This window comes from Streptomyces sp. NPDC102514, assembly GCF_055584525.1.
Genome location: NZ_JBVJLW010000006.1, coordinates 1 through 21,429, shown reverse-complemented (window position 1 = coordinate 21,429; position 21,429 = coordinate 1). Strand labels below are relative to the sequence as shown.

The 21,429-nt window shown below is 70.3% G+C and carries 16 protein-coding genes and 2 rRNA genes; 8 read left to right on the top strand and 10 right to left on the bottom strand.

Going from position 1 to position 21,429, the window contains the following annotated elements; genetic code table 11:
- The first annotated feature begins 136 nt into the window (after positions 1–136).
- Positions 137–610 (top strand): Rv3235 family protein, encoded by a 474-nt coding sequence (locus ACZ60E_RS16975; protein ID WP_469441259.1) that lies wholly within the window; start codon positions 137–139, stop codon positions 608–610.
- Positions 611–1,037: 427 nt separating this feature from the next.
- Here ACZ60E_RS16975 and secA read toward each other — a convergent pair whose 3' ends face one another.
- Positions 1,038–3,881 (bottom strand): preprotein translocase subunit SecA, encoded by a 2,844-nt coding sequence (secA, locus tag ACZ60E_RS16970; protein WP_384815639.1) that lies wholly within the window; start codon positions 3,879–3,881, stop codon positions 1,038–1,040.
- A 245-nt stretch (positions 3,882–4,126) separates the two neighbouring features.
- Between secA and ACZ60E_RS16965 the strand changes: the two genes are divergently transcribed.
- Together ACZ60E_RS16965 and ACZ60E_RS16960 are read left to right on the top strand one after the other, a co-directional pair.
- Positions 4,127–4,723, top strand: a complete 597-nt coding sequence (locus tag ACZ60E_RS16965; RefSeq protein ID WP_469441257.1) for a GNAT family N-acetyltransferase — start codon at positions 4,127–4,129, stop codon at positions 4,721–4,723.
- 54 nt (positions 4,724–4,777) lie between these two features.
- Positions 4,778–5,980 carry a winged helix-turn-helix domain-containing protein gene (locus ACZ60E_RS16960; RefSeq protein WP_469441255.1) on the top strand — a complete coding sequence of 401 codons (1,203 nt, stop codon included), beginning with the start codon at positions 4,778–4,780 and terminating at the stop codon, positions 5,978–5,980.
- A gap of 136 nt (positions 5,981–6,116) precedes the next feature.
- Here ACZ60E_RS16960 and ACZ60E_RS16955 read toward each other — a convergent pair whose 3' ends face one another.
- From ACZ60E_RS16955 to mtnA, 7 genes are all read right to left on the bottom strand, one after another.
- Positions 6,117–6,863: a response regulator gene (locus tag ACZ60E_RS16955; RefSeq protein ID WP_107015873.1), complete on the bottom strand. Its 747-nt coding sequence runs from the start codon at positions 6,861–6,863 to the stop codon at positions 6,117–6,119.
- A 231-nt stretch (positions 6,864–7,094) separates the two neighbouring features.
- On the bottom strand, positions 7,095–7,787 hold the full coding sequence (gene hpf, locus ACZ60E_RS16950) for a ribosome hibernation-promoting factor, HPF/YfiA family (protein WP_384815642.1): 693 nt from the start codon (positions 7,785–7,787) through the stop codon (positions 7,095–7,097).
- Positions 7,788–8,101: 314 nt separating this feature from the next.
- Complete coding sequence (locus ACZ60E_RS16945) at positions 8,102–8,956, bottom strand: ComF family protein (RefSeq protein ID WP_469441252.1); 855 nt, start codon at positions 8,954–8,956, stop codon at positions 8,102–8,104.
- Between the two features lie 139 nt (positions 8,957–9,095).
- Complete coding sequence (locus tag ACZ60E_RS16940) at positions 9,096–10,949, bottom strand: LpqB family beta-propeller domain-containing protein (RefSeq protein WP_469441249.1); 1,854 nt, start codon at positions 10,947–10,949, stop codon at positions 9,096–9,098.
- Positions 10,939–13,008 (bottom strand): MtrAB system histidine kinase MtrB, encoded by a 2,070-nt coding sequence (gene mtrB / locus ACZ60E_RS16935; RefSeq protein ID WP_469441248.1) that lies wholly within the window; start codon positions 13,006–13,008, stop codon positions 10,939–10,941. The genes ACZ60E_RS16940 and mtrB overlap by 11 nt, the downstream gene beginning before the upstream one ends.
- 1 nt (position 13,009) lies before the next feature.
- On the bottom strand, positions 13,010–13,699 hold the full coding sequence (gene mtrA, locus ACZ60E_RS16930) for a two-component system response regulator MtrA (RefSeq protein ID WP_188114266.1): 690 nt from the start codon (positions 13,697–13,699) through the stop codon (positions 13,010–13,012).
- A gap of 8 nt (positions 13,700–13,707) precedes the next feature.
- The gene (gene mtnA, locus ACZ60E_RS16925) at positions 13,708–14,853 is read right to left on the bottom strand and encodes an S-methyl-5-thioribose-1-phosphate isomerase (protein ID WP_453795721.1); all 1,146 of its coding nucleotides are present in this window, start codon (positions 14,851–14,853) and stop codon (positions 13,708–13,710) included.
- A 140-nt stretch (positions 14,854–14,993) separates the two neighbouring features.
- On the opposite strand from mtnA, the gene ACZ60E_RS16920 reads away from it, so the two are divergent.
- Genes ACZ60E_RS16920 through ACZ60E_RS16900 form a run of 5 tightly spaced genes read left to right on the top strand, consistent with a single transcriptional unit; the run spans position 14,994 to position 20,619 of the window.
- On the top strand, positions 14,994–16,397 hold the full coding sequence (locus ACZ60E_RS16920; RefSeq protein WP_469441246.1) for a DUF7847 domain-containing protein: 1,404 nt from the start codon (positions 14,994–14,996) through the stop codon (positions 16,395–16,397).
- Positions 16,398–16,401: 4 nt separating this feature from the next.
- Entirely contained in the window at positions 16,402–17,097 is a 696-nt protein-coding gene (locus tag ACZ60E_RS16915; protein ID WP_469441244.1) for a DUF4129 domain-containing protein, read from the top strand.
- On the top strand, positions 17,094–18,320 hold the full coding sequence (locus ACZ60E_RS16910; protein ID WP_469441240.1) for a DUF4350 domain-containing protein: 1,227 nt from the start codon (positions 17,094–17,096) through the stop codon (positions 18,318–18,320). Before ACZ60E_RS16915 ends, ACZ60E_RS16910 begins: the two co-directional genes overlap by 4 nt.
- Positions 18,317–19,309 (top strand): AAA family ATPase, encoded by a 993-nt coding sequence (locus tag ACZ60E_RS16905; RefSeq protein ID WP_469441238.1) that lies wholly within the window; start codon positions 18,317–18,319, stop codon positions 19,307–19,309. The genes ACZ60E_RS16910 and ACZ60E_RS16905 overlap by 4 nt, the downstream gene beginning before the upstream one ends.
- Positions 19,309–20,619, top strand: a complete 1,311-nt coding sequence (locus ACZ60E_RS16900) for a DUF58 domain-containing protein (protein ID WP_469441235.1) — start codon at positions 19,309–19,311, stop codon at positions 20,617–20,619. The genes ACZ60E_RS16905 and ACZ60E_RS16900 overlap by 1 nt, the downstream gene beginning before the upstream one ends.
- A 99-nt stretch (positions 20,620–20,718) precedes the next feature.
- Here the strand turns inward: ACZ60E_RS16900 and rrf are convergent.
- A 5S ribosomal RNA gene (gene rrf / locus ACZ60E_RS16895) occupies positions 20,719–20,835 on the bottom strand.
- A gap of 111 nt (positions 20,836–20,946) precedes the next feature.
- Positions 20,947–21,429 (bottom strand): 23S ribosomal RNA (locus ACZ60E_RS16890); the annotation flags it as partial.

Sequence of the window (21,429 nt, the reverse complement as noted above, 5' to 3'; positions counted from 1 at the left end):
CCCCTGATAGGTGAACATCCCGGCGGTCCCGGCGCCCGCCCGGTCCGCTTGCGGTCGCTCGCCCCGGCCCCGTACAAGATCCCCAACGGAAAGTTACCGACCGGTATCAGCCGGTCCGACCGAATGGGGCTCCGCCGTGAACAAGGTGATGACCAGGACGAGGCGCACCCAGGGCACCCGGCCCCCCGTACGCCACGACACACGCCGCCCGGGCGGCACAGCACCGCGCACGACGCCGAAGAGCGCCTCGGTCATGCCACGGGCCGCGCAGCCGCGCCCCACGGACGTCTTCGCCGACCGTCTCGTAGAGGTGCTCAGCGGGCACCGCCCGGTCCACTGCATGCTCCGGCACACCGCGGGCCGCGCCTACGACGAACTGGCCTGGCTCGCCGAACACAGCCCGCTCCGCACCCGCGGCACCCGCCCGTTCGTCCGGGACATCGGCTATTACGTGGCCGGCCCGGGCGCGGTCGAGGCCTTCGCCCGCATCGGCGCCGGCGACCGGCTACGCGCCATGGCCTTCCGCCTGGAACAGGGCCCGGACCTCCGCTGGCGCTGCACAGCAGTAGAACTGGGCGGCACCCGAATGCCCCCACCCCAAGACGACTGACATCCACCTTCAGGGGCGCGGGGAACTGCGCAATCCGTTGGGCTCACCCCCACCACCCCGCAGCCGCCCATACACCGCAACCACCCCCCACCCTCAGGGGCGCGGGGAACTGCGCAATCCTTGAGGCCCACCCCCACCACCCCACACCCACCCAAACACCACAACCACCCCCCACCCCCAGGGGCGCGGGGAACTGCGCAATCCTTTAGGCCCACCCCCACCACCCCGCACCCACCCACCCCCGGGCCGAAGGCCAAGGCCCGAAGCCCGGAGGCTGGGCCGGGGCCCAGCGCCCAAGGCCAAGGCCCACACAGCCCCACCCCAGGCGGAGCCCAACGCAAAGGGCCGGGCGCCACCCCGGCCCCCGACCCTTCACCCGCTCACAGAGCGACCCTCACAAGCCCCGCAAACCCCGCGGAGCGCCCCGCTACTTCTTGCGCCGACGCCCACTCTTCTGCTGCTTACGCCGCTCGGCCCGGGTAAGCCCGTCCGACTCCGACCGCACAGGCTCGTCGTCCGTGGCGAAGTCGCCCTCGACGACACCGCCCTCACCGTCGACCGTGGGCGCGGAGAAGTGCAGCCGGTCCGGCCGCTGCGGAGCGTCGAGCCCCTTGGCCCGGATCTCCGGACGCGCACCCCCACCGGCGGGAACGGCGTCCTTCTTGTCGAGCGACGGCTTCGCGTCCTCGACCGGAACCTCCTCGACCTGCTGCTCGACCTGGACCTCCAGGTTGAACAGGTAGCCGACGGACTCCTCCTTGATGCCGTCCATCATGGCGGTGAACATGTCGAAGCCCTCGCGCTGGTACTCGACCAGCGGGTCCTTCTGGGCCATCGCGCGCAGGCCGATGCCCTCCTGGAGGTAGTCCATCTCGTAGAGGTGCTCACGCCACTTGCGGTCCAGGACCGACAGCACGACCCGCCGCTCCAGCTCACGCATGATCTCGGAGCCGAGCTGCTCCTCGCGCGCCGAGTACTGCTCGTAGATGTCGTCCTTGATGGACTCGGAGATGAACTCGGCGGTCAGACCGGCCCGGTCGCCGGCCGCCTCCTCCAGCTCCTCGACGGTGACCTTTACCGGGTAGAGCTGCTTGAACGCGCCCCACAGCCGGTCGACGTCCCACTCCTCGGCGAAGCCCTCCGCGGTCTCCGCGTCGATGTACGCGTCGATCGTGTCGTTCATGAAGTGCTGGATCTGCTCCTGCAGGTCCTCGCCCTCCAGGACGCGGCGGCGCTCGCCGTAGATGACCTCGCGCTGCCGGTTGAGGACCTCGTCGTACTTGAGGACGTTCTTGCGGGTCTCGAAGTTCTGCGTCTCGACCTGCGACTGGGCGGAGGCGATGGCACGGGTGACCATCTTGTTCTCGATCGGCACGTCGTCCGGCACGTTCGCCATCGACATGACGCGCTCGACCATCTGCGCCTTGAAGAGCCGCATCAGGTCGTCGCCCAGGGACAGGTAGAAGCGGGACTCGCCCGGGTCGCCCTGTCGGCCGGAACGACCGCGCAGCTGGTTGTCGATACGGCGCGACTCGTGCCGCTCGGTGCCCAGCACGTAGAGCCCGCCGAGGTCCTTGACCTCTTCGAACTCGGTCTGGACGGCCTTCTCGGCGCGCTCAAGGGCGGCCGGCAGCGCCGCGGCCCACTCCTCGATGTGCTCCTCGGGGTCGAGGCCGCGCTGACGCAGCTCCGCCTCGGCGAGGTCGTCGGGGTTGCCGCCGAGCTTGATGTCCGTACCGCGGCCCGCCATGTTCGTGGCGACGGTGACGGCGCCCCTGCGGCCGGCCTGGGCGATGATCGGGGCCTCACGGTCGTGCTGCTTCGCGTTCAGCACCTCGTGCTGGATGCCGCGCTTGCTGAGCTGCTGCGAGAGGTACTCGGACTTCTCGACCGAGGTGGTGCCGACCAGGATCGGCTGGCCCTTCTCGTGCTTCTCGGCGATGTCGTCGACCACCGCGTCGAACTTCGCGACCTCGGTGCGGTAGATCAGGTCCGACTGGTCCTTGCGGACCATGGGCCGGTTGGTCGGGATCGGGACGACACCGAGCTTGTAGATCTGGTGGAACTCGGCCGCCTCGGTCATCGCCGTACCGGTCATGCCGGAGAGGCCGGGGACGTCCTTGCCGTTGTGGTCGTGGCGCTTGTAGAGGCGGAAGAAGTTCTGCAGGGTGATCGTGGCGAGGGTCTGGTTCTCGTCCTTGATGTCCACCCCTTCCTTCGCCTCGATCGCCTGGTGCATGCCCTCGTTGTAGCGGCGGCCGGCGAGGATACGGCCGGTGTGCTCGTCGACGATCATGACTTCGCCGTCGATGACGACGTAGTCCTTGTCCTTCTTGAAGAGCTCCTTGGCCTTGATGGCGTTGTTCAGGTAGCCCACCAGAGGCGTGTTCACCGACTCGTAGAGGTTGTCGATGCCCAGCCAGTCCTCGACCTTGGCGACACCGGGCTCGTGGATGGCGACGGTGCGCTTCTTCTCGTCGACCTCGTAGTCGCCGGTCTCCTCGATGCCCTTGAGGGTGTTGCCCGCCTCGCCCTTCTTCAGGCGCGTGACGAGCTTCGCGAAGTCGCCGTACCACTTGGTGGCCTGGTCGGCGGGGCCGGAGATGATCAGCGGCGTACGGGCCTCGTCGACCAGGATCGAGTCGACCTCGTCGACGATCGCGAAGTTGTGGCCTCGCTGCACCAGTTCGTCCTGCGACCACGCCATGTTGTCGCGCAGGTAGTCGAAGCCGAACTCGTTGTTCGTGCCGTACGTGATGTCGCAGCCGTACTGCTCGCGGCGCTGGGCCGGCGTCATGTTGGCCAGGATGCAGCCGACAGTCAGGCCCAGGAACTTGTGGACGCGGCCCATCATCTCGGAGTCGCGCTCGGCCAGGTAGTCGTTGACCGTGATGAGGTGGACGCCTTCTCCGGAGAGGGCGTTCAGATACGCGGGCAGCGTGCCGACCAGGGTCTTGCCCTCACCGGTCTTCATCTCGGCGACGTAGCCGAGGTGAAGCGCGGCGCCGCCCATGATCTGTACGTCGTAGGGGCGCTGGCCGAGGGCGCGCTTGGCGGCCTCGCGCACGGTCGCGAACGCCTCGGGCAGCAGGTCGTCGAGGCTCTCGCCGTCCGCGTACCGCTGCTTGTACTCATCGGTCAGGGCTCGCAGCTCGGCGTCGGAGAGGTCGACGAAGTCCTCTTCGATGGACTTGACCTGGTCCGCGATGCGGTGCAGCTTGCGCAGGATCTTTCCTTCGCCTGCACGCATGATCTTCGAGAGGACGGACACGAGGGTTTGTCTCCTTGCCGGTCGGGCCTGGGACTGTCGGTTTCAATGGCAGATTCAAATCACAGCTTGAGCAACGGCCATCGTAAGCGAGGACCCCACCGCGCCGGGAGGTCTGCATGTGACAGCCACAGAGACAACGGGCGGAGGATGCGGAAGGTGCCGCGTCGGCGCCACGAAACGTAACGACGGCCTCACACAGTGCGAAAGTGATGGCTTCCTCACCGAAGCCCGAGCAGAATCGGCCGATGGACCCCGTCACACTGACTTCCGAACGACTCCTGCTGCGCACGGTGGGAGCACACGACACCGACGCCGTGTTCGACGCCGTCCAGGATCCCGACATCCAGCGCTGGACCACGATCCCGTCGCCGTATCTGCGCGAGCACGCCACCGCCTTCACCGAGCAGATGGTGCCCGACGGGTGGGCGGACTGCTCGATGTTCACCTTCGGTGTCTTCCTGCCGGTCGACGGTGAACTCGCCGGCATGCTCGCCGTCACGATGCGCGGCCTGGGCGTCGGCGAGATCGGTTTCTGGGCGACGAAGGAGCACCGGGGCAACGGCTACATCACCGAGGCCGCGCTCACCGCCTGCCGCTGGGCGTTCACCCAGTGGGCCATGGACCGCGTCGAGTGGCGGGCGGAGGTGGGCAACACGGGTTCCCTCGCGGTCGCCGAACGCGCCGGTTTCGTCCTGGAGGGCACTCTGCGCGCGGGCGTCAACAACAAGGGCGTACGCCGTGACTGCTGGGTCGGTTCCCTGCTCCCGTCGGACCTCGGACTGCCGTCCACGGCGCCGTACCTTCCCACGCCCGGGCAGCCGTTCACCCCCCGCCCGACCTGACATGACCGGCAGGGCCGGGAGCGATTGTCAGTGGCACCGCCTATCGTGCGGACCATGACGAGTCTGCCGCGCCCGACCGCCGAACTCTCCGCCGACGAGGCCCGTCGGATCGCCCTGCGCGCGCAGGGGTTCCTCGGAGCCCCCGACCGCAGGGGCGGCGTACGGGGCGTGCTGCGGCACCTGGGCGCGGTCCAGCTCGACACCATCTCCGTCCTGGCCCGCTCCCACGAACTCATCCCGTACGCGCGTCTCGGCGCCGTAGGCCGCAGGACGGTCGACGAGGCGTACTGGACCCCGGCACCCGTCGGCACGGCCCCGCCCCGGCCCCACGCGTTCGAGTACTGGTCGCACGCGGCCTGCATCCTGCCCGTCGAGGAGTGGCCGCACTTCGCCTTCCGCCGCCGCGCCTACCGCGCCCGCCCGCACTGGAACCACGCGCTGCCGGACGGCACGTACGAGCAGGTCATCAAGCAGCTGAAGGCCGAAGGGCCGCTCACGGCCACCGACTTGGGCGGCGCGAAGAAGACCAGCGAGTGGTGGGACTGGTCGGGCACCAAGGTCGCCGTCGAGCGCGCGCTGATGTACGGCGAGGTGGTGTGCACGGAGCGCCGCGGCTGGAAGCGGGTGTACGACCTCGCCGAGCGGGCCATCCCGGACCCGCTGCTGCACGACGATCTGGACGACATGGAGTGCCTGCGCCGCCTGGTGCGGCTCGCGGGCCGCTCCCTGGGCGTGGGCACCCTCGCGGACATCGCCGACTACCACCGCCTCAAGCGCGAGCAGGTCGACGCGGTGATCGCGGAGTCGGGCCTGGTCCCGGTCACGGTGGGGGGCTGGTCGAAGGCGGCCTGGGCAGATCCCGAGGCCCTGGAGACGACCCCGCGCGGCCGTCACCGCACGACGCTCCTGTCGCCGTTCGACTCACTGGTCTGGGACCGGGCGCGCACGGAGCGGATCTTCGACTTCACCCACCGCCTGGAGGCCTACGTCCCCAAGCCCAAGCGCGTGCACGGCTACTTCGCCATGCCGGTGCTCGCCGGTGGCCGTCTGGTGGGCCGCGTGGACCCGGCCCGCGAGGGCGCCACCCTGGTAGCCAAACAGGTCACCCTGGACAGCCCCAAGGCGATCCCGTCAGTGGCCCAGGCCCTCCTGGAAGCAGCCACCTGGGTGGACTGCACGAACGTAAGAGTGGAAAGGGCGAACACCCCAGAACTCAGAGAAGCCCTGACAACCGAACTCGCAAGAACCCTCAGCTAGAGGGGCTTTCTTGGGGGCGCGGGGAACGGCGCAAAAGCCCCGCAGGGGCTTCGAAGGGGCGCGGGGAACTGCGCGGCCAACCCCCACCGAACCCGCACCCGACACCCAACCCCGCCCGCCCCAACCCGCTCAGACCTCAGCGAATCTCAAGAATCTTCTCCCGCATCGCGTACACAACCGCTTCCATCCGCGAGTGCAACTGCAGCTTCTCCAAGATGTTCCGCACATGGTTCTTCACGGTGTTCTCGGAGATGAACAACTCCTTGGCGATATCCCGGTTGTTCATCCCGGTGGCCACGAGCTTCAAAACCTCCAGCTCACGATCGGTGAGCCGAGGCGCCGGCACAAGCCGCCGCTCATCCGTGCGCTGGATCATCGACTTGAACTCGGTCAGCAGCTTCGACGCCATCGAAGGGCTGATCTGCGACTGCCCGTCGGCCACCGCGCGAATCGCCGTGGCCACTTCGTCCGTGGAGATCTCCTTCAGGAGATACCCCGTGGCCCCCGCCTTGATCGCGTCATAGAGGTCGGCTTCCTCGTCACTGATCGTCAGCATGATGATCTTCGCGCTGGGGGCGACCTCCTTGATGGAGGTGCACGCCTCGATCCCGCCGCGCTTCGGCATCCGTACATCCATCAGCACGATGTCGGGCAGCAGATCGGCGGCCTTGTCGACCGCCTCCGCCCCGTCCCCCGCCTCCCCGACGACCTGGATGTCCTCCTCGGCGGCGAGCACGATCTCCAGGCCGCGGCGGAAGAGGGCGTGGTCGTCCACGACAAGCACCCGGATGGGCTCCTTGCCCGGGGAGCCCGCGTCCGGGCCCATGCCGACGACGCCGTCGTCGGCATCTTCGTCACGCATCGGTCCGAAGCTGTCCGCCATGGTTCCTCCCCCTGAAGGCCGTGGCCTGTGTTCCTGTGCCATCACCAACCCCGCGCAACGACACACCGGTTGAGGCCGGTACAGCCATGATTTCATGCCCGGACGACAACGGGATGACAGAGCGGGGCACTGAGGGGTCGCACACCGGTGCCCCTGGGGGCGCACAAGCACTCCAGGGGCACCGGCTGAAGCCGTCCCCCGGCCGAGGGCCGGGGAGCTCACCGGTCGGGGTCAGCCACCCAACGCCCCGCCGGGCGGGGCCTGCTGCGCCTCGGCGACCATCGGGTCGGTGTTGAGGTGGATGACGCCGTAGTCGTACGCGTGCCGCCGGTAGACGACACTCGGTTCCTTGGTCTCGGAGTCGACGAACAAGTAGAAGTCGTGCCCGACCAGCTCCATCTCGTAGAGCGCCTGGTCGAGCGTCATCGGGGACGCGACATGGGTCTTCTCGCGGACGACGAGGGGGCCGTCACCCTTCACCTCGAGGGAGCCGATCTTCTTGGTCGGCACCGCCTCGGGCTCTTCGTCGTGGACGACACTGCCGTTCCCGTCGAGCGTCGCCGCGTCCGGGACGTGGTCGGCGACCTCGGAGGCCGAGATCCTGCGGGCGCCGCGGCGCGTGTACCGCTTGTCGTGCTGCTTGCGCAGCCGTGCTTCCAGCTTGTCCGCCGCCAGGTCCAGCGCCGCGTACGGATCGCTTGCCGCTGCCTCCGCCCGGATCACCGGACCGCGGGAGTGAAGCGTGATCTCCACCCGGTCGGAGCGGTCGGCCTGCCGGGGGTTCAGCTCCTTGGACACCTCGACGTCTAGGCTGATCACCTTGCCATCGAGCTTCTGGATCTTCTCCAGCTTCAGCTTCTCGGCCACGTGCTTGCGGAACCGCTCGGGCACCTCGGTCTTGCGGCCCTTGACGACGATGTCCACGCAGAACTCCGTTCCCGGATCGCTCCGCATCGACGGCGGAGCATCTCCCTTTTGCACCAGGCTCCAGCGCGTCCCGGAGCCTCGGACTCGGTGACTTCCACCTCCTCCTCCCCCGCAGGGAAGATCTCCACCCCACTGTCCCGGGTGAAAGAGAAAACCCACGGCGCGGCATTCCGATATGCAAGGGTCGGCGTCCGCCATTCCCTCACAACCGAACATATCTCGCCTGGACGGATGTCGTCACCCTCTACTGCGGCGTACCTCCATTCAGGTGAATGGAACCTCTCACTACCTGCAACGACGCAACTTCTCTGTCAGTTCCGGTTTATTTCGAAAGAAGCTGGAGATGCCGCGACCACTGCCGCGCCAACCCCGTCATCCGCGCTGTTCGCGCCTCTCTTTTCCCTGACCGCTTCTGCTCGGCCTACACCTGTCATCGGTGCCTGTCTCACCCCATCTCCCGTCGTTCCAGGTGTTACCCGTCCGTAGAATCCGCCTTTTTCCGGGAGAACGGCCCTCAGCGCCCGCGCCGCCTCGGCCAAGGACGCGCCCGTCGTCATCAGGTCGTCGACGAGAACGACCCGCCCACCGCCGGCCAGCAGCCGTGCACCACCCGGGGTCACCTCCAGCGCACCGGCCAGATTGTCCAGCCGCTGCCGTGAGTCGAGCCCCGACTGGTCGGCCACGGCCCGCCGTTGGCGCAGCACGGACGCCACCCGGGCCGACGTCCCGGACCGCCGCAGCCCGGCCGCCGCGGCGAGCGCGATCCGCCGCGCCGGGTCGTGCCCGCGCGCCCGCACCGCCCACCGCGCCGACGGCACGGGTACGAGCAGCACCGGCGCCGCGGAGCCCGCGGCCCCGGCCGCCCGTCCACCGGGCCCGAGTCCGGCCCGTACAGCCCCCGCCAGCGCCGCTCCCAGCGGCCCGGCGAGCATCAACGCCCCCCGTTCCTTGTGGGCGAGGAGCGCCGCCCGCACCTGGTCCTCGTACGGAGCCGCGGCGTGCACCACCGGCAGCCCCGGCGGCTCCGGGTCCGGTCGTACACGGCTCGGCGCGTCCCCGGTCAGAGCGGCACGGCACTTTGGGCAGAGCACCGTGCGAGGCCGTCCACAGCCTCCGCACTCGGCCGGAAGCACCAGGTCGGTGAGGTCCTGCCACCACCCCCGCATGCCCACCACTCTGCCAAATCCCGAAGCGCCCGGGCCAGCCCTGTGGACAACTACCTGTGGACAACTCCTCGCACACGTCAGCACGTTGTCCCCCACACGAGGGACGAGGGCAGCCTCGTACCGGAACGGCCCGCGGAACTCAGCCCGGATAGACCGGCGCCATCCCCGTCTTGACCACCGTCTGCCACTGCGAACCGCTCGACAGCCGCACGATCCCGTCCTCCGAGTGCGCCACCAGCGGCAGCCGTTCGTCCTCGGAGGCGGCGATCTCCTTCACCCCGGTGAGCGCGGAGGGGGCCGGACCGACCGGCGTGGAGCCGTCGACCTGGACGTACTGGATCTGCTGCACGCCGCGGGCCTCGCGCCCGACGACGACCAGCCGGCTGTCGCCGGCCCAGGACATGGCCGTGACCTCCTCCAGCTGCGGTGCCACGGTGCTCAGTTCATGGATCGCGACGGTGTCCTTCCCGCCCGCGCCCTCGGAGTCCCCGCGTTCGATCCGCCCCATGAGCAGGGTCGTCCGCTTGCCGTTGCTCACCATGAGCGCGATCCGCACCCCGTCCGCGGCGACCCGCACCGCCTCGATCCGCCCCTCCAGACCGGGCGTCGAGACGACCAGGGGGTCGCCCGCGCCCTTCGGCAGCAGGAGCAGCCGGGAGTCCTTCGGCCCGCGGTCGGCCACCCACAGGTCGCCGCTCGCGTCCCAGCTGGGGGTCGTCAGCCCGTCGTCCTGCGAGGTGGCCGTGCTGCGCAGCACGGCTTCCCCGAGCGAGCCCCCGGACGCGAGCGACCCGACGTACATCGAGCGTCCGTCGAGCGAGACCCCCGCGGCGGTGTCCTCGTCCCGCGAGACGGCGGCCGCCCGCAGTTCCTTGCCGCCGTCGCCGAGGGCGCCGGGCACCGGCTCGGGCTCCTGCTCGCTGCCGGCCCCCGGTATCCGGACCAGCCGCTTCTCGCCGTCGATGAAGTACTCGTACTCGGCGCGCTTGGCCGGACCGTGGACTACGTAGACCTCTGCCTGGTTGTTGTTGATCACGCACGACTGCGTGCCGTCCGAACGCTGCAGCTCCACCTCGTCGATGCCCGTGGGCGTCAGGTCCTGGAGCGTGAACAGGATCTGGGCGGCCATCTCCGTGCACTTGGACTGCCCGACCCGGTCGGCCTTGGCGTTCAGCGGCACCGTCAGCCGGTTCTGGTCGTCGGGCGTCAGCGACTTGACGCCCTTCTTCAGCGCCGTACCGGTGGGGAAGCTCGACCTGACCACCGGCTTGAGCCAGCTCGTGGGCCCCTTGAGGACCGAGCGGACCATCTGCGTCACCGGGTCCACCTGCTCCCGTACGTAGACGGGGTCGGCGACCGCGCCGAGCTGAACGCCGGTCCTGCCCTGCGTGTTCGAGGCGAAGTAGTACTTGTTGACGGACTCGTAGTTGCGCTGGAAGTCGGACATCCCCATCACCAGACCGGCCGGCAGGGCGTCGATGCGCCACTCCTTGGCGCCGTCCGTGGTCTTCTGCTCCGAGAGGTGCACGATCTCGCTGTACGCCCCCTCGGCGGGCTTGTAGGCGAACTGCGAGTCCACGGTGGCGACCTTGGTGCCGATCAGCGAGTACGCGTAGTCGCCGGTCGCCTCCCTGCTGCCGCTGTGCTCCGCCACGGTGTTGGGGCCGTCCGCGAGCACCGTCGTCGACGCGTTCGGACGCCACTTCTTCGACGCGCCCTCGGTCAGGTACTTGCGGGCCGTCTCGAATCGCGGGTCGTCGCTGGTCAGCGCTTCGAGGAAGCCCTGGACGATCTCCTCGGGCTGCGCGTTCTCCCGCGGGGGCATGGCGAAGACCCTGACCTGTGCGTCCGGCCGCTGGGAGGCCTCGACATCGCGCAGGTCCCCTTCGTCCGGCATCGACGCGCACCCGGCCAGCAGTACGGTCCCGCAGGCGGCGTACACCACCCCACGTGCCGGACGCCGACGGCCGCCCCGATCGCGGTCAGCGCCCACGAGACCCCTCCCCATGCTTGAGCTGTTCCGGCTGCCCGCCGGCTTGCGGGCCGTCCTCGGACGGTGCCTCTTCCGGCGTTTCCCCCGGTGCCGTGACCGGCCCTCTGGTCTCCGCGGAGGGCCGCGGCACCACGCGCGCCCCGCTGCCGGGCAGCGCCGCCGGATCCACCGCGCCCGCCACCCTGGGGTCGCGCGACGGCATCGGCGGCACGGCCCGCTCGGCGGGCTGCGCCGGCACCGTGGCCAGCTTCTGCGTGCCGCCGAGGGGCAGCCCCGCGTCGTTCAGGCCGCGGTTGCGCCGCGAGTCCTTGGGCTCCAGCGGTATCGGCGAACCCCGCAGCGGCTCGTCGGCCGTCCGGGGCACCGTCAGCCGGAACTGCGAGCCCCCGCCGGGTTCCCCCCACGCCTGGAGCCAGCCGCCGTGCAGCCGCGCGTCCTCCAGGGCGATGGACAGGCCCAGGCCCGTACCGCCGGTGGTACGCGCGCGTGCCGGGTCGGCCCGCCAGAAGCGGCTGAACACCCGGGTCGCCTCTCCGGGCTTGAGCCCCACTCCGTAGTCGCGCACCGCGACCGCGACGGCCCCGCCCGCGGACGCGAGCTTGACCACGACGTCCTTGCCCTCGCCGTGCTCCACGGCGTTGACCACGAGGTTGCGCAGCACCCGTTCCACCCGCCGGGCGTCCGCCTCGGCGACCACGGGCTGCTGGTCGCCGACGACCCGTATCCGTGTGCCCTTGCGCTCGGCGAGCGGCTCGGCCCCGCTGATGACCCTGCGCACGACCTCCCGCAGGTCTATCGGCTCGGCCTCCAGGGCCGCCGCGCCCGCGTCGAAGCGGCTGATCTCCAGGAGATCCGCCAGCAGCGTCTCGAACCGGTCCAGCTGGTCGGCGAGCAGCTCGGCCGACCTGGCGGTCATCGGATCGAAGTCCACGCGCGCGTCGTGGATGACGTCGGCCGCCATCCGCACGGTCGTCAGCGGCGTACGCAGCTCGTGCGACACGTCGGACACGAACCGCCGCTGCATCCGCGACAGGTCCTCCAGCTGCTGGATCTTCAGCTGGAGGTTCTGCGCCATCTTGTTGAAGGCCTCACCGAGGCGCGCGATGTCGTCCTCACCGGTGACCTTCATACGTTCCTGGAGGCGCCCCGCGGACAGCCTCTCGGCGATCCCGGCGGCCATCCGTACCGGCGTGACGACCTGGCGCACCACGAGCCAGGCGATCGCCCCGAGCAGCACCACGACGAACAGCCCCGCCGTCGCGAGGGTCCCCTTGACCAGGCTGAGCGACTTCTCCTCCTGCGTGAGCGGGAAGAGGTAGTACAGCTGGTACGGGTCGCCCTTGGGGTCGTTGACCTGCGTACCGATGATCAGCGCGGGCTGGGAGTCCTGGCCGTTGGTGTACGAGATGCGCGTGTAGCTCTGGGCCGTGCCCGTGCCCGCGTCGACCCGCTCACGCAGGTCCTGGGGCACGCTGAGGCTCCAGTCCACGAAACCCGACGCACGCGGGCCCAGACCCCGGCTGCTGCTGTCCGCGGAGGTGGTGCTGAGCGTGACGACGCTGAACGCGCCCTGGCCGCCGCTGGAGAGCGACTCCACGAGGGAGCTCATCCATCCGCTGACGTTCTGGACGGGGTTCTCGTTCGGGCCGGAGCGGTCGTCGCCGCCCGCGCCCGCCGCGCTGTCGGCCTCCTGCTTGGCGACCGTGAACCCGCCCGTGGCCTGGCTCTGCGAAGCCTTCACCTTGGCGTCCAGCAGGCCGTTGCGCACCTGCCCGATCACGACGAAACCCAGCAGCAGGACGACGCCCAGCGACATCAGCAGGGTGGTGGCGACGACCTTGAGCTGGATGTTGCGCCGCCACAGCCGCATGACCGGCAGCAGCGGACGGCGCACCCAGCGCATGAACAGCCGAAGGACCGGGCTGCCCTGGACTCCGCCCTGGAGCAGCCCGCCCTCGACGAACCGTCCCCAGCGGGAGCCCGTCATCTTCCCGCCGACAGGCCGCCCCGAGCGGACCCCCGGCTCACCGGGCGCCGAAGCGGCACTGTCCCGGGACACGTCAGCTCGGTCCGGCCTTGTAACCGACACCACGGACGGTCACCACGATCTCCGGGCGCTCCGGGTCCTTCTCGACCTTGGAGCGCAGCCGCTGCACATGGACGTTCACCAGACGGGTGTCCGCCGCGTGCCGGTAGCCCCACACCTGCTCCAGGAGCACCTCACGCGTGAACACCTGCCACGGCTTGCGGGCCAGCGCCACCAGCAGGTCGAACTCCAGCGGGGTGAGCGCGATCGAGGCGCCGTCCCGCTTCACAGAGTGACCGGCCACGTCGATGACCAGATCGCCGATCGCGAGCTGTTCGGGCGCCGGTTCCTCGGACCTGCGCAGCCTGGCCCGGATCCGGGCCACCAGCTCCTTTGGCTTGAACGGCTTCACGATGTAGTCATCCGCACCCGACTCGAGGCCGACCACGACATCGACGGTGTCGCTCTTCGCTGTGAGCATCACGATCGGTACCCCGGACTCCGCCCTGATCAGGCGGCACACCTCGATGCCGTCCCTACCGGGAAGCATCAGGTCCAGGAGCACCAGGTCGGGCTTGCTCTCACGAAAAGCGGCCAGCGCCTTGTCGCCGTCGGCTACGAAAGACGGCTCAAAACCTTCACCACGCAACACAATGCCGAGCATCTCGGCCAGTGCGGTGTCGTCATCGACGACAAGGACTCGTCCCTTCATAAACGACATCATCCCATTAACTAAATCGTTACCTGGCGTGACCTGTCACACAGCTCCGCGAGCGCCTCGGTCGTCACGGGCGACACGACGCCCTCCTCGGTGACGATCGCCGTCACCAACTCGGGCGGCGTCACGTCGAACGCCGGGTTGTACGCCTGGGTCCCCAGGGGTGCCACCGGTATCCCGCCTCCCGCCTCGACTCCCGCCACGGGCACCAGAGGTGCTGTGATCTCTGTCACTTCATGACTGGCACGCTGCTCGACCTCGATCGATGCTCCGTTCGGAGTGTCCGGGTCCACCGTCGTCAACGGCGCCACCACGATGAACGGCACATGGTGGTACCTGGCCAGCACCGCGAGCGGATAGCTCCCCACCTTGTTCGCCACCGAACCGTCGGCGGCGATCCGGTCCGCTCCGATGAGCACCGCATCCACCTCTCCCGCCGAGAACAATGACCCGGCAGCGTTGTCCGTGAGCAAGGTGTACGCCATTCCGGCGCGCGCCGCCTCATACGAGGTCAGGCGAGCACCCTGCAGCAACGGACGCGTCTCGTCCACCCAGAGCCTGCGCAGCCGCCCCACCCGGTGCGCCGCGAGCGCCACGGCGAACGCCGTGCCCTCGCCGCCCGACACCAGCGCGCCGGTGTTGCAGTGCGTGAGAATCCGGTGGTTGCCCCCAGGCAGCAGTTCGTCGAGCAGCGTCAGCCCGTGCACGGCCATACGCCCGCTGGCCTCGGCGTCTTCCGCGTGGAGCGTCCGCGCGGCAGCCAGCGCGGCAGCCGCGGCCTGCTCCTGGCCGCCACCGGCCCGCAGCACCGCGAGGTGGGCCTCCTGGGCCCGGCGGACTCCGTACGAGAGGTTCACCGCGGTGGGCCGCGCACTCGCGAGCGAGGCGGCCGCCCCGTCCACGTCGAACCCGCGGGCCGCGGCGAGCGCGACCCCGTACGCTCCCGCGATGCCGAGGAGCGGTGCCCCGCGCACGGCGAGCGAGCGGATCGCCTCCACCAGCGCGGACGCGTCCGTGCACACCAGCTCGACCTCTTCGGCGGGCAGCCTCGTCTGATCGAGGAGGACCAGCACGGGTCCCTCCGGCGGCTCGTCCCACCGGATCGCAGGTATCTCGATGGGCCGGTTGTCCTCGCGGATTTGCGCGTACTGATCAGCCATCTGCTCAGTCTGCCCCGTACGGGGCAGACAATTGAAGGTGTGCAGCCCATACGGCGGCCGGTCACTTCCCGGCCGCACCGTGGCACGATGGCAGCCAACCTGCCGCCGCGACCGCGGGCGGGCACCTTGAAGGAGCGACGATGAACGACACTCCGGGCTGGGCATCGCCCGGATCTGCCCCCTCCGACGGGCAGAACGGACAGGAGCCGACACCTTCCGGCCCTGCCCGGCCCACCGACCGGCCCGCGTCCACCGAGCCCGCGGGCGAACCGGGTCAGCCCGGCCCCGCCCCGTCCGGCCCGGGCCCGAAGTGGTCCAAGGAGCAGCCCCCGCCCGCCCAGTGGCCCTCGCCCGGCGGCGGCCCGCAGGGCGCCCCGCCCCAGGCCCCGCCACCACCGCCCGGCCCCGGCTGGGGCGGCCAGCCCCCCGCGGGCCCCGGCGGATACGGCGGCCCCGGAGGCTACGGAGGTCCCGGTGGCTACGGCGGCGGCTACGGACCGGGCCCGGGCGGCCACCCCGGCTGGGGCGGCGGCTGGGGCGGACCCCCGCCCGCGGCCAAGCCCGGCGTGATCCCGCTCCGCCCGCTCGGCGTCGGGGAGATCCTCGACGGCGCGGTGTCGACCATGCGCACGCACTGGCGCACGGTCCTCGGAATCTCGCTCACCGTCGCGGTCTTCACCCAGATCCTCGTGATCCTGCTCCAGGGCCTCGTCCTGGACGACAGCGCCAGCACGGACGTCCTCAACGACCCGAGCGCCACCGCGGGCGAACTGTCCCGCGCCATGGGCGACACCCTGCTGAACTCCGGCGTCGTCCTGCTGATCACCCTGCTCGGCACGATCGTCGCGACGGCCCTGCTCACGACCGTGACCAGCCGTGCCGTCCTCGGCAAGTCGGTGACCACGGCCGAGGCCTGGCGCGACGCCCGGCCCCAGCTGCTCAAGCTCTTCGGCCTGACCTTCCTGCTGCCGCTCATCGCGGCCGCGATCGTCGCCGTGGGCATCCTGCCCGGCGTCCTCCTCGGCCTCGCGGGCGGCGGTGACGGCGCCGTCGCACTCGGCGCACTGGGCGGCCTGGCCGCGACCGTCGTCGCGCTCTGGATGATGATCCGCTTCTCCCTGGCCTCGCCGGCCCTGATGCTGGAGAAGCAGAGCGTCTGGAAGTCGCTGGGCCGCTCCGCGAAGCTGGTCCGCGGCTCCTGGTGGCGGGTCTTCGGCATCCAGCTCCTCGCCACGATCATCGCGAACATCGTCGCGTCGATCATCGTGATCCCGTTCGCCCTCCTCGCCTCCGCACTCAGCGGAGACGGCATCGGCAGCCTCCTCGACAGCGGCACGGGCGACCTCGGCTGGACGTTCCTCATCGTGAGCGGCATCGGCTCGGTGATCGGCTCCATGCTGACCTTCCCGATCACCGCCGGCGTCACCGTGCTCCTCTACATCGACCAGCGCATCCGCCGCGAGGCCCTCGACCTCGACCTGGCCCGCGCGGCCGGCATCCAGGACCACGGCTCCGGCGCACCGGGCCCGACCCCGGGGAGCTGACGGAGTGGGCCTGGCGGGGGGAGTTCTCACTGCGGTACTGGCGCTGCCACGCGCCGACGGCGAACCACCGGTGACCGTCCCGCGCGATCCCGCGCGGGAGGCCGCCCGGCGCGAACTGTCGAAGCGCATGTACCACGAGAACGACCCCAGCCTCTTCCGCCGGGCCCTGGACGCGTTCTGGAAGTGGGTCGGCGAACTGCTCGACACGGCCTCCTCGGCCACCCCGGGAGGCGGACTCGGCCTCCTGGTCGTCGTCCTGGCGGTCGTGGCACTCATCGGCGCCCTCTGGTGGCGCCTCGGCTCCCCCCGCCGGGGCCCCACCTCGACCGCCCCGCTCTTCGACGACCGGCCGCGCAGCGCCGCCGAGCACCGCGCCGCCGCCGAGGCACACGCGGCCCAGGGCCACTGGAACCAGGCCGTCCAGGAACGCATGCGCGCCGTCGTCCGCTCCCTGGAGGAACGCGCCCTGCTCGACCCCCGCCCCGGCCGCACCGCCGACGAGGCCGCCGCCGAGGCGGGCCGCACCCTGCCCGCCCACACGGACCGACTGCGCGCCGCGGCACGGGACTTCGACGACGTCACGTACGGCGGACGAACCGCCACCCCGCAGACGTACCACCGCCTCGCCCAGCTCGACCAGGACCTGGAACGCACCAGGCCGGTCCTCGCGAGCAGCGCAGGCCGGGGGGCCGCCACATGACACCCGAGGCCCCCACCACCTCCACGCCGGCTCCGACTGCGACCGCCCCGCCCTCCACCTCGGACTCGCCCACCGTCCGCCAGGTGTGGACCCGCGCGCGCGGTGTCGTTCTCGCGTTCGTGATCCTCCTGGTGGCCGCCGTCACCATCGCCGTCGTACGCTCCGGCGCCCAGCACGGCAGCCTCGACCCGCGCTCCGCCGACCTCAAGGGCAGCCGGGCCGTCGCCGAACTCCTCGCCGACCGGGGCGTGTCCACGCGCGTGGTCACCACCCTGGCCGAGGCGAGCGCCGCGACCGGCCCCGACACGACACTCCTGGTCGCCCGCCCCGACCTGCTGACCGACCGCCAACAGGACCGTCTGCACTCCGCGTACCGCAACTCCGGCGGCCGCACCGTCCTCGTTGCCCCCGGCGTCCCGTCCGTCGGTGCCCTCGCCCCCGGAGTCGACGCGGACCCCGTACCCAGCTACGACTCCACGCTCTCGCCCCACTGCGCCCTGCCCGCCGCCCGACGGGCGGGCACCGCCGACACGGGCGGCATCCGGTACGCGACGGACGCACCCGGCGCCGACACCTGCTACCCCAGCGACGGCCTGCCCACCCTGCTGCGCCTCCCCGCCTCCGAAGGGGACGGCGACACCGTCGTGCTCGGCGCGCCCGACATCCTTCAGAACGAGCGCCTCGACCAGCAGGGCAATGCCTCCCTCGCGCTTCAACTCCTCGGCTCCCGCACCCACGTGGTCTGGTACCTCCCCTCGCTCTCCGACGACTCGGCCACCGACGCCGGCGACAGCAGCTTCCTCGACCTGGTCCCTTCCGGCTGGCTCTGGGGCACGCTGCAGCTCTTCATCGCCGCACTGCTGGCAGCCCTCTGGCGTGCCCGCCGCCTCGGCCCGCTCGTCCCCGAGCGGCTCCCCGTCGCGATCCGCGCCTCCGAGACCGTCGAAGGCCGCGCCCGCCTCTACCGCAAGTCCAACGCCCGCGACCGTGCCGCGGGAGCTCTGCGCTCCACCACCCGCACCCGCCTCGCCCCCCTCGTCGGCGTGTCCCCCGCTCAGGCGCACGCGCCCGAGGCCCTGCTCCCCGCCCTGTCCGCCCGGCTCCGCCAGGAAGGACAGGCCCTGCACTCACTGCTCTTCGGGCCGCCGCCCCGCGACGACGCGGCCCTCATCGCACTCGCCGACCAACTCGACGCCCTCGAAAGAGAGGTACGCCGTCCATGATGGCCCCGACCACTGACAACGCCGGGAACACCGGGGACGCAGCCGCCGCCCGCGCCTCCCTGGAAGCCCTGCGCGCCGAGATCGCCAAAGCCGTGGTCGGCCAGGACCCCGCAGTGACCGGCCTCGTCGTCGCCCTCCTGTGCCGCGGACACGTCCTGTTGGAGGGCGTCCCCGGAGTGGCCAAGACCCTGCTCGTACGGGCTCTCGCCTCCGCCCTGGAACTCGACACCAAGCGCGTCCAGTTCACCCCCGACCTGATGCCCAGCGACATCACGGGCTCCCTCGTCTACGACGCCCGCACCGCGGAGTTCTCCTTCCAGCCCGGCCCGGTCTTCACTAATCTCCTCCTCGCGGATGAGATCAACCGCACCCCTCCGAAGACTCAGTCGTCCCTCCTGGAGGCCATGGAGGAACGCCAGGTCACGGTCGACGGCACCCCGCGCCCGCTCCCCGAGCCGTTCCTGGTCGCCGCGACCCAGAACCCGGTCGAGTACGAGGGCACGTACCCCCTCCCGGAAGCGCAGCTGGACCGTTTCCTCCTCAAGCTGACGATCCCGCTCCCGTCCCGCCAGGACGAGATCAACGTCCTCACCCGTCACGCCGAGGGCTTCAACCCCCGGGACCTGCGCGCCGCCGGCATACGCCCCGTCGCCGGCCCGGCCGACCTCGAAGCCGCCCGCACGGCCGTCGCCAAGACCGCGGTCTCCCCCGAAATCACCGGCTACGTAGTGGACATCTGCCGCGCCACCCGCGAATCGCCGTCCCTCACTCTCGGAGTCTCCCCCCGTGGCGCGACGGCGCTCCTGGCCACGGCCCGCGCCTGGGCCTGGCTGACGGGCCGCGACTACGTCATCCCGGACGACGTGAAGGCCCTCGCGCTGCCGACCCTGCGCCACCGCGTCCAGCTCCGCCCGGAAGCCGAGATGGAGGGTGTGACGGCCGACTCGGTCATCAACGCGATCCTCTCCCACGTCCCCGTCCCCCGCTGATGGCCCTCACCGGCCGCACCGCCCTCCTCGCGGCCCTCGGCACCCTCCCCGTGGGCATCTGGGAACCCAGCTGGACGGGCATCCTCGCCGTCAACGCCCCACTGGCCCTCGCCTGCGCCTGCGACTTCGCCCTGGCCGCACCGGTACGCCGCCTGGGCCTGATCCGCTCCGGCGACACCTCCGTACGCCTCGGCGAGACCGCCGACGTCACCCTCACGGTCACCAACCCGTCGGGCCGTCCGCTGCGCGCCCGCATCCGCGACGCCTGGCCCCCGAGCAGCTGGCAGCCGGGCACGGAAGTCACGGCTTCCCGCCACCGTCTGACGGTCCCTCCGGGCGAGCGCCGACGCGTCACGACCCGTCTGCGCCCCACCCGCCGCGGCGACCGCCGGGCGGACCGCGTCACCATCCGCTCGTACGGTCCTCTGGGCCTCTTCGCCCGCCAGGGCAATCACCAGATCCCCTGGACGGTACGCGTCCTGCCGCCCTTCACCAGCCGCAAGCATCTCCCCTCGAAACTGGCCCGTCTGCGCGAACTCGACGGCCGCACCAGCGTGCTGACCCGCGGTGAGGGAACCGAGTTCGACAGCCTGCGTGACTACGTCCCCGGTGACGACACCCGCTCGATCGACTGGCGGGCCACCGCCCGTCAGTCGAGGGTCGCCGTACGCACCTGGCGTCCCGAACGCGACAGGCACATCCTCCTGATCCTCGACACGGGCCGCACAGCCGCGGGCCGCGTCGGGAACGCCCCCCGCCTCGACGCCTCCATGGACGCGGCCCTGCTCCTGGCGGCTCTCGCGTCCCGCGCCGGTGACCGGGTGGAGCTGCTCGCCTACGACCGCCGGGTACGTGCCCTGGTACAGGGCCGTGCCGCAGGCGATGTCCTTCCTTCGCTGGTCAACGCCATGGCGCACCTCGAACCGGAACTCGTCGAGACGGATGCCCGCGGTCTCACCTCCACCGCGCTCCGCACGGCCCCGCGCCGCTCACTGATCGTGCTCCTCACGACCTTGGACGCGGCCCCCATCGAGGAAGGCCTGCTTCCCGTACTCTCCCGCCTCACCCAGCGCCACACGGTCCTCGTCGCCTCGGTCTCGGACCCGCACATCGAGCGCATGGCCACGGCACGGGGAAACACGGAGGCCGTGTACGAGGCCGCCGCAGCGGCGCAGGCCCAGGCTGAACGTCATCGCACGGCGGAACAGCTGACGCGTCACGGTGTCACTGTCGTGGACGCGACCCCGGACAACCTGCCGCCGGCCTTGGCGGACGCATACCTGGCTCTCAAAGCCGCGGGCCGTCTCTGAACCTGCTTCTCCCCTTCCACGGAAAGGGAGAACGCATGACTGAAGGCAAACGCAAAAAAGCCCCCGCACCGAAGTGCGGGGGCTTTTCCGTCAATAATAGTTCGGCGGCGTCCTACTCTCCCACAGGGTCCCCCCTGCAGTACCATCGGCGCTGTAAGGCTTAGCTTCCGGGTTCGGAATGTAACCGGGCGTTTCCCTCACGCTATGACCACCGAAACACTTTGAAACTCTGATTCAAATCAACCGCACCACACCCCCCTGTGGCCAAACACAAGAGGTGCGGGGTTGTTCGTGGTTTCAGAACCAACACAGTGGACGCGAGCAACTGAGGACAAGCCCTCGGCCTATTAGTACCGGTCAGCTTCACCCCTTACAGGGCTTCCACATCCGGCCTATCAACCCAGTCGTCTACTGGGAGCCTTAACCAATCTAGTTGGTGGGAGCCCTCATCTCGAAGCAGGCTTCCCGCTTAGATGCTTTCAGCGGTTATCCCTCCCGAACGTAGCCAACCAGCCATGCCCTTGGCAGGACAACTGGCACACCAGAGGTTCGTCCGTCCCGGTCCTCTCGTACTAGGGACAGCCCTTCTCAAGACTCCTACGCGCACAGCGGATAGGGACCGAACTGTCTCACGACGTTCTAAACCCAGCTCGCGTACCGCTTTAATGGGCGAACAGCCCAACCCTTGGGACCGACTCCAGCCCCAGGATGCGACGAGCCGACATCGAGGTGCCAAACCATCCCGTCGATATGGACTCTTGGGGAAGATCAGCCTGTTATCCCCGGGGTACCTTTTATCCGTTGAGCGAC

Excerpts from the sequence above, each read along its gene's own strand:
- ACZ60E_RS16965 (WP_469441257.1), top strand. The coding sequence starts at position 4,127 with ATGGACCCCGTCACACTGACTTCCGAACGACTCCTGCTGCGCACGGTG.
- ACZ60E_RS16960 (WP_469441255.1), top strand. The coding sequence starts at position 4,778 with ATGACGAGTCTGCCGCGCCCGACCGCCGAACTCTCCGCCGACGAGGCC.
- ACZ60E_RS16955 (WP_107015873.1), bottom strand. The coding sequence starts at position 6,863 with ATGGCGGACAGCTTCGGACCGATGCGTGACGAAGATGCCGACGACGGC.
- ACZ60E_RS16945 (WP_469441252.1), bottom strand. The coding sequence starts at position 8,956 with ATGCGGGGGTGGTGGCAGGACCTCACCGACCTGGTGCTTCCGGCCGAG.
- mtrA (WP_188114266.1), bottom strand. The coding sequence starts at position 13,699 with ATGATGTCGTTTATGAAGGGACGAGTCCTTGTCGTCGATGACGACACC.
- mtnA (WP_453795721.1), bottom strand. The coding sequence starts at position 14,853 with ATGGCTGATCAGTACGCGCAAATCCGCGAGGACAACCGGCCCATCGAG.
- ACZ60E_RS16920 (WP_469441246.1), top strand. The coding sequence starts at position 14,994 with ATGAACGACACTCCGGGCTGGGCATCGCCCGGATCTGCCCCCTCCGAC.
- ACZ60E_RS16910 (WP_469441240.1), top strand. The coding sequence starts at position 17,094 with ATGACACCCGAGGCCCCCACCACCTCCACGCCGGCTCCGACTGCGACC.
- ACZ60E_RS16905 (WP_469441238.1), top strand. The coding sequence starts at position 18,317 with ATGATGGCCCCGACCACTGACAACGCCGGGAACACCGGGGACGCAGCC.
- ACZ60E_RS16900 (WP_469441235.1), top strand. The coding sequence starts at position 19,309 with ATGGCCCTCACCGGCCGCACCGCCCTCCTCGCGGCCCTCGGCACCCTC.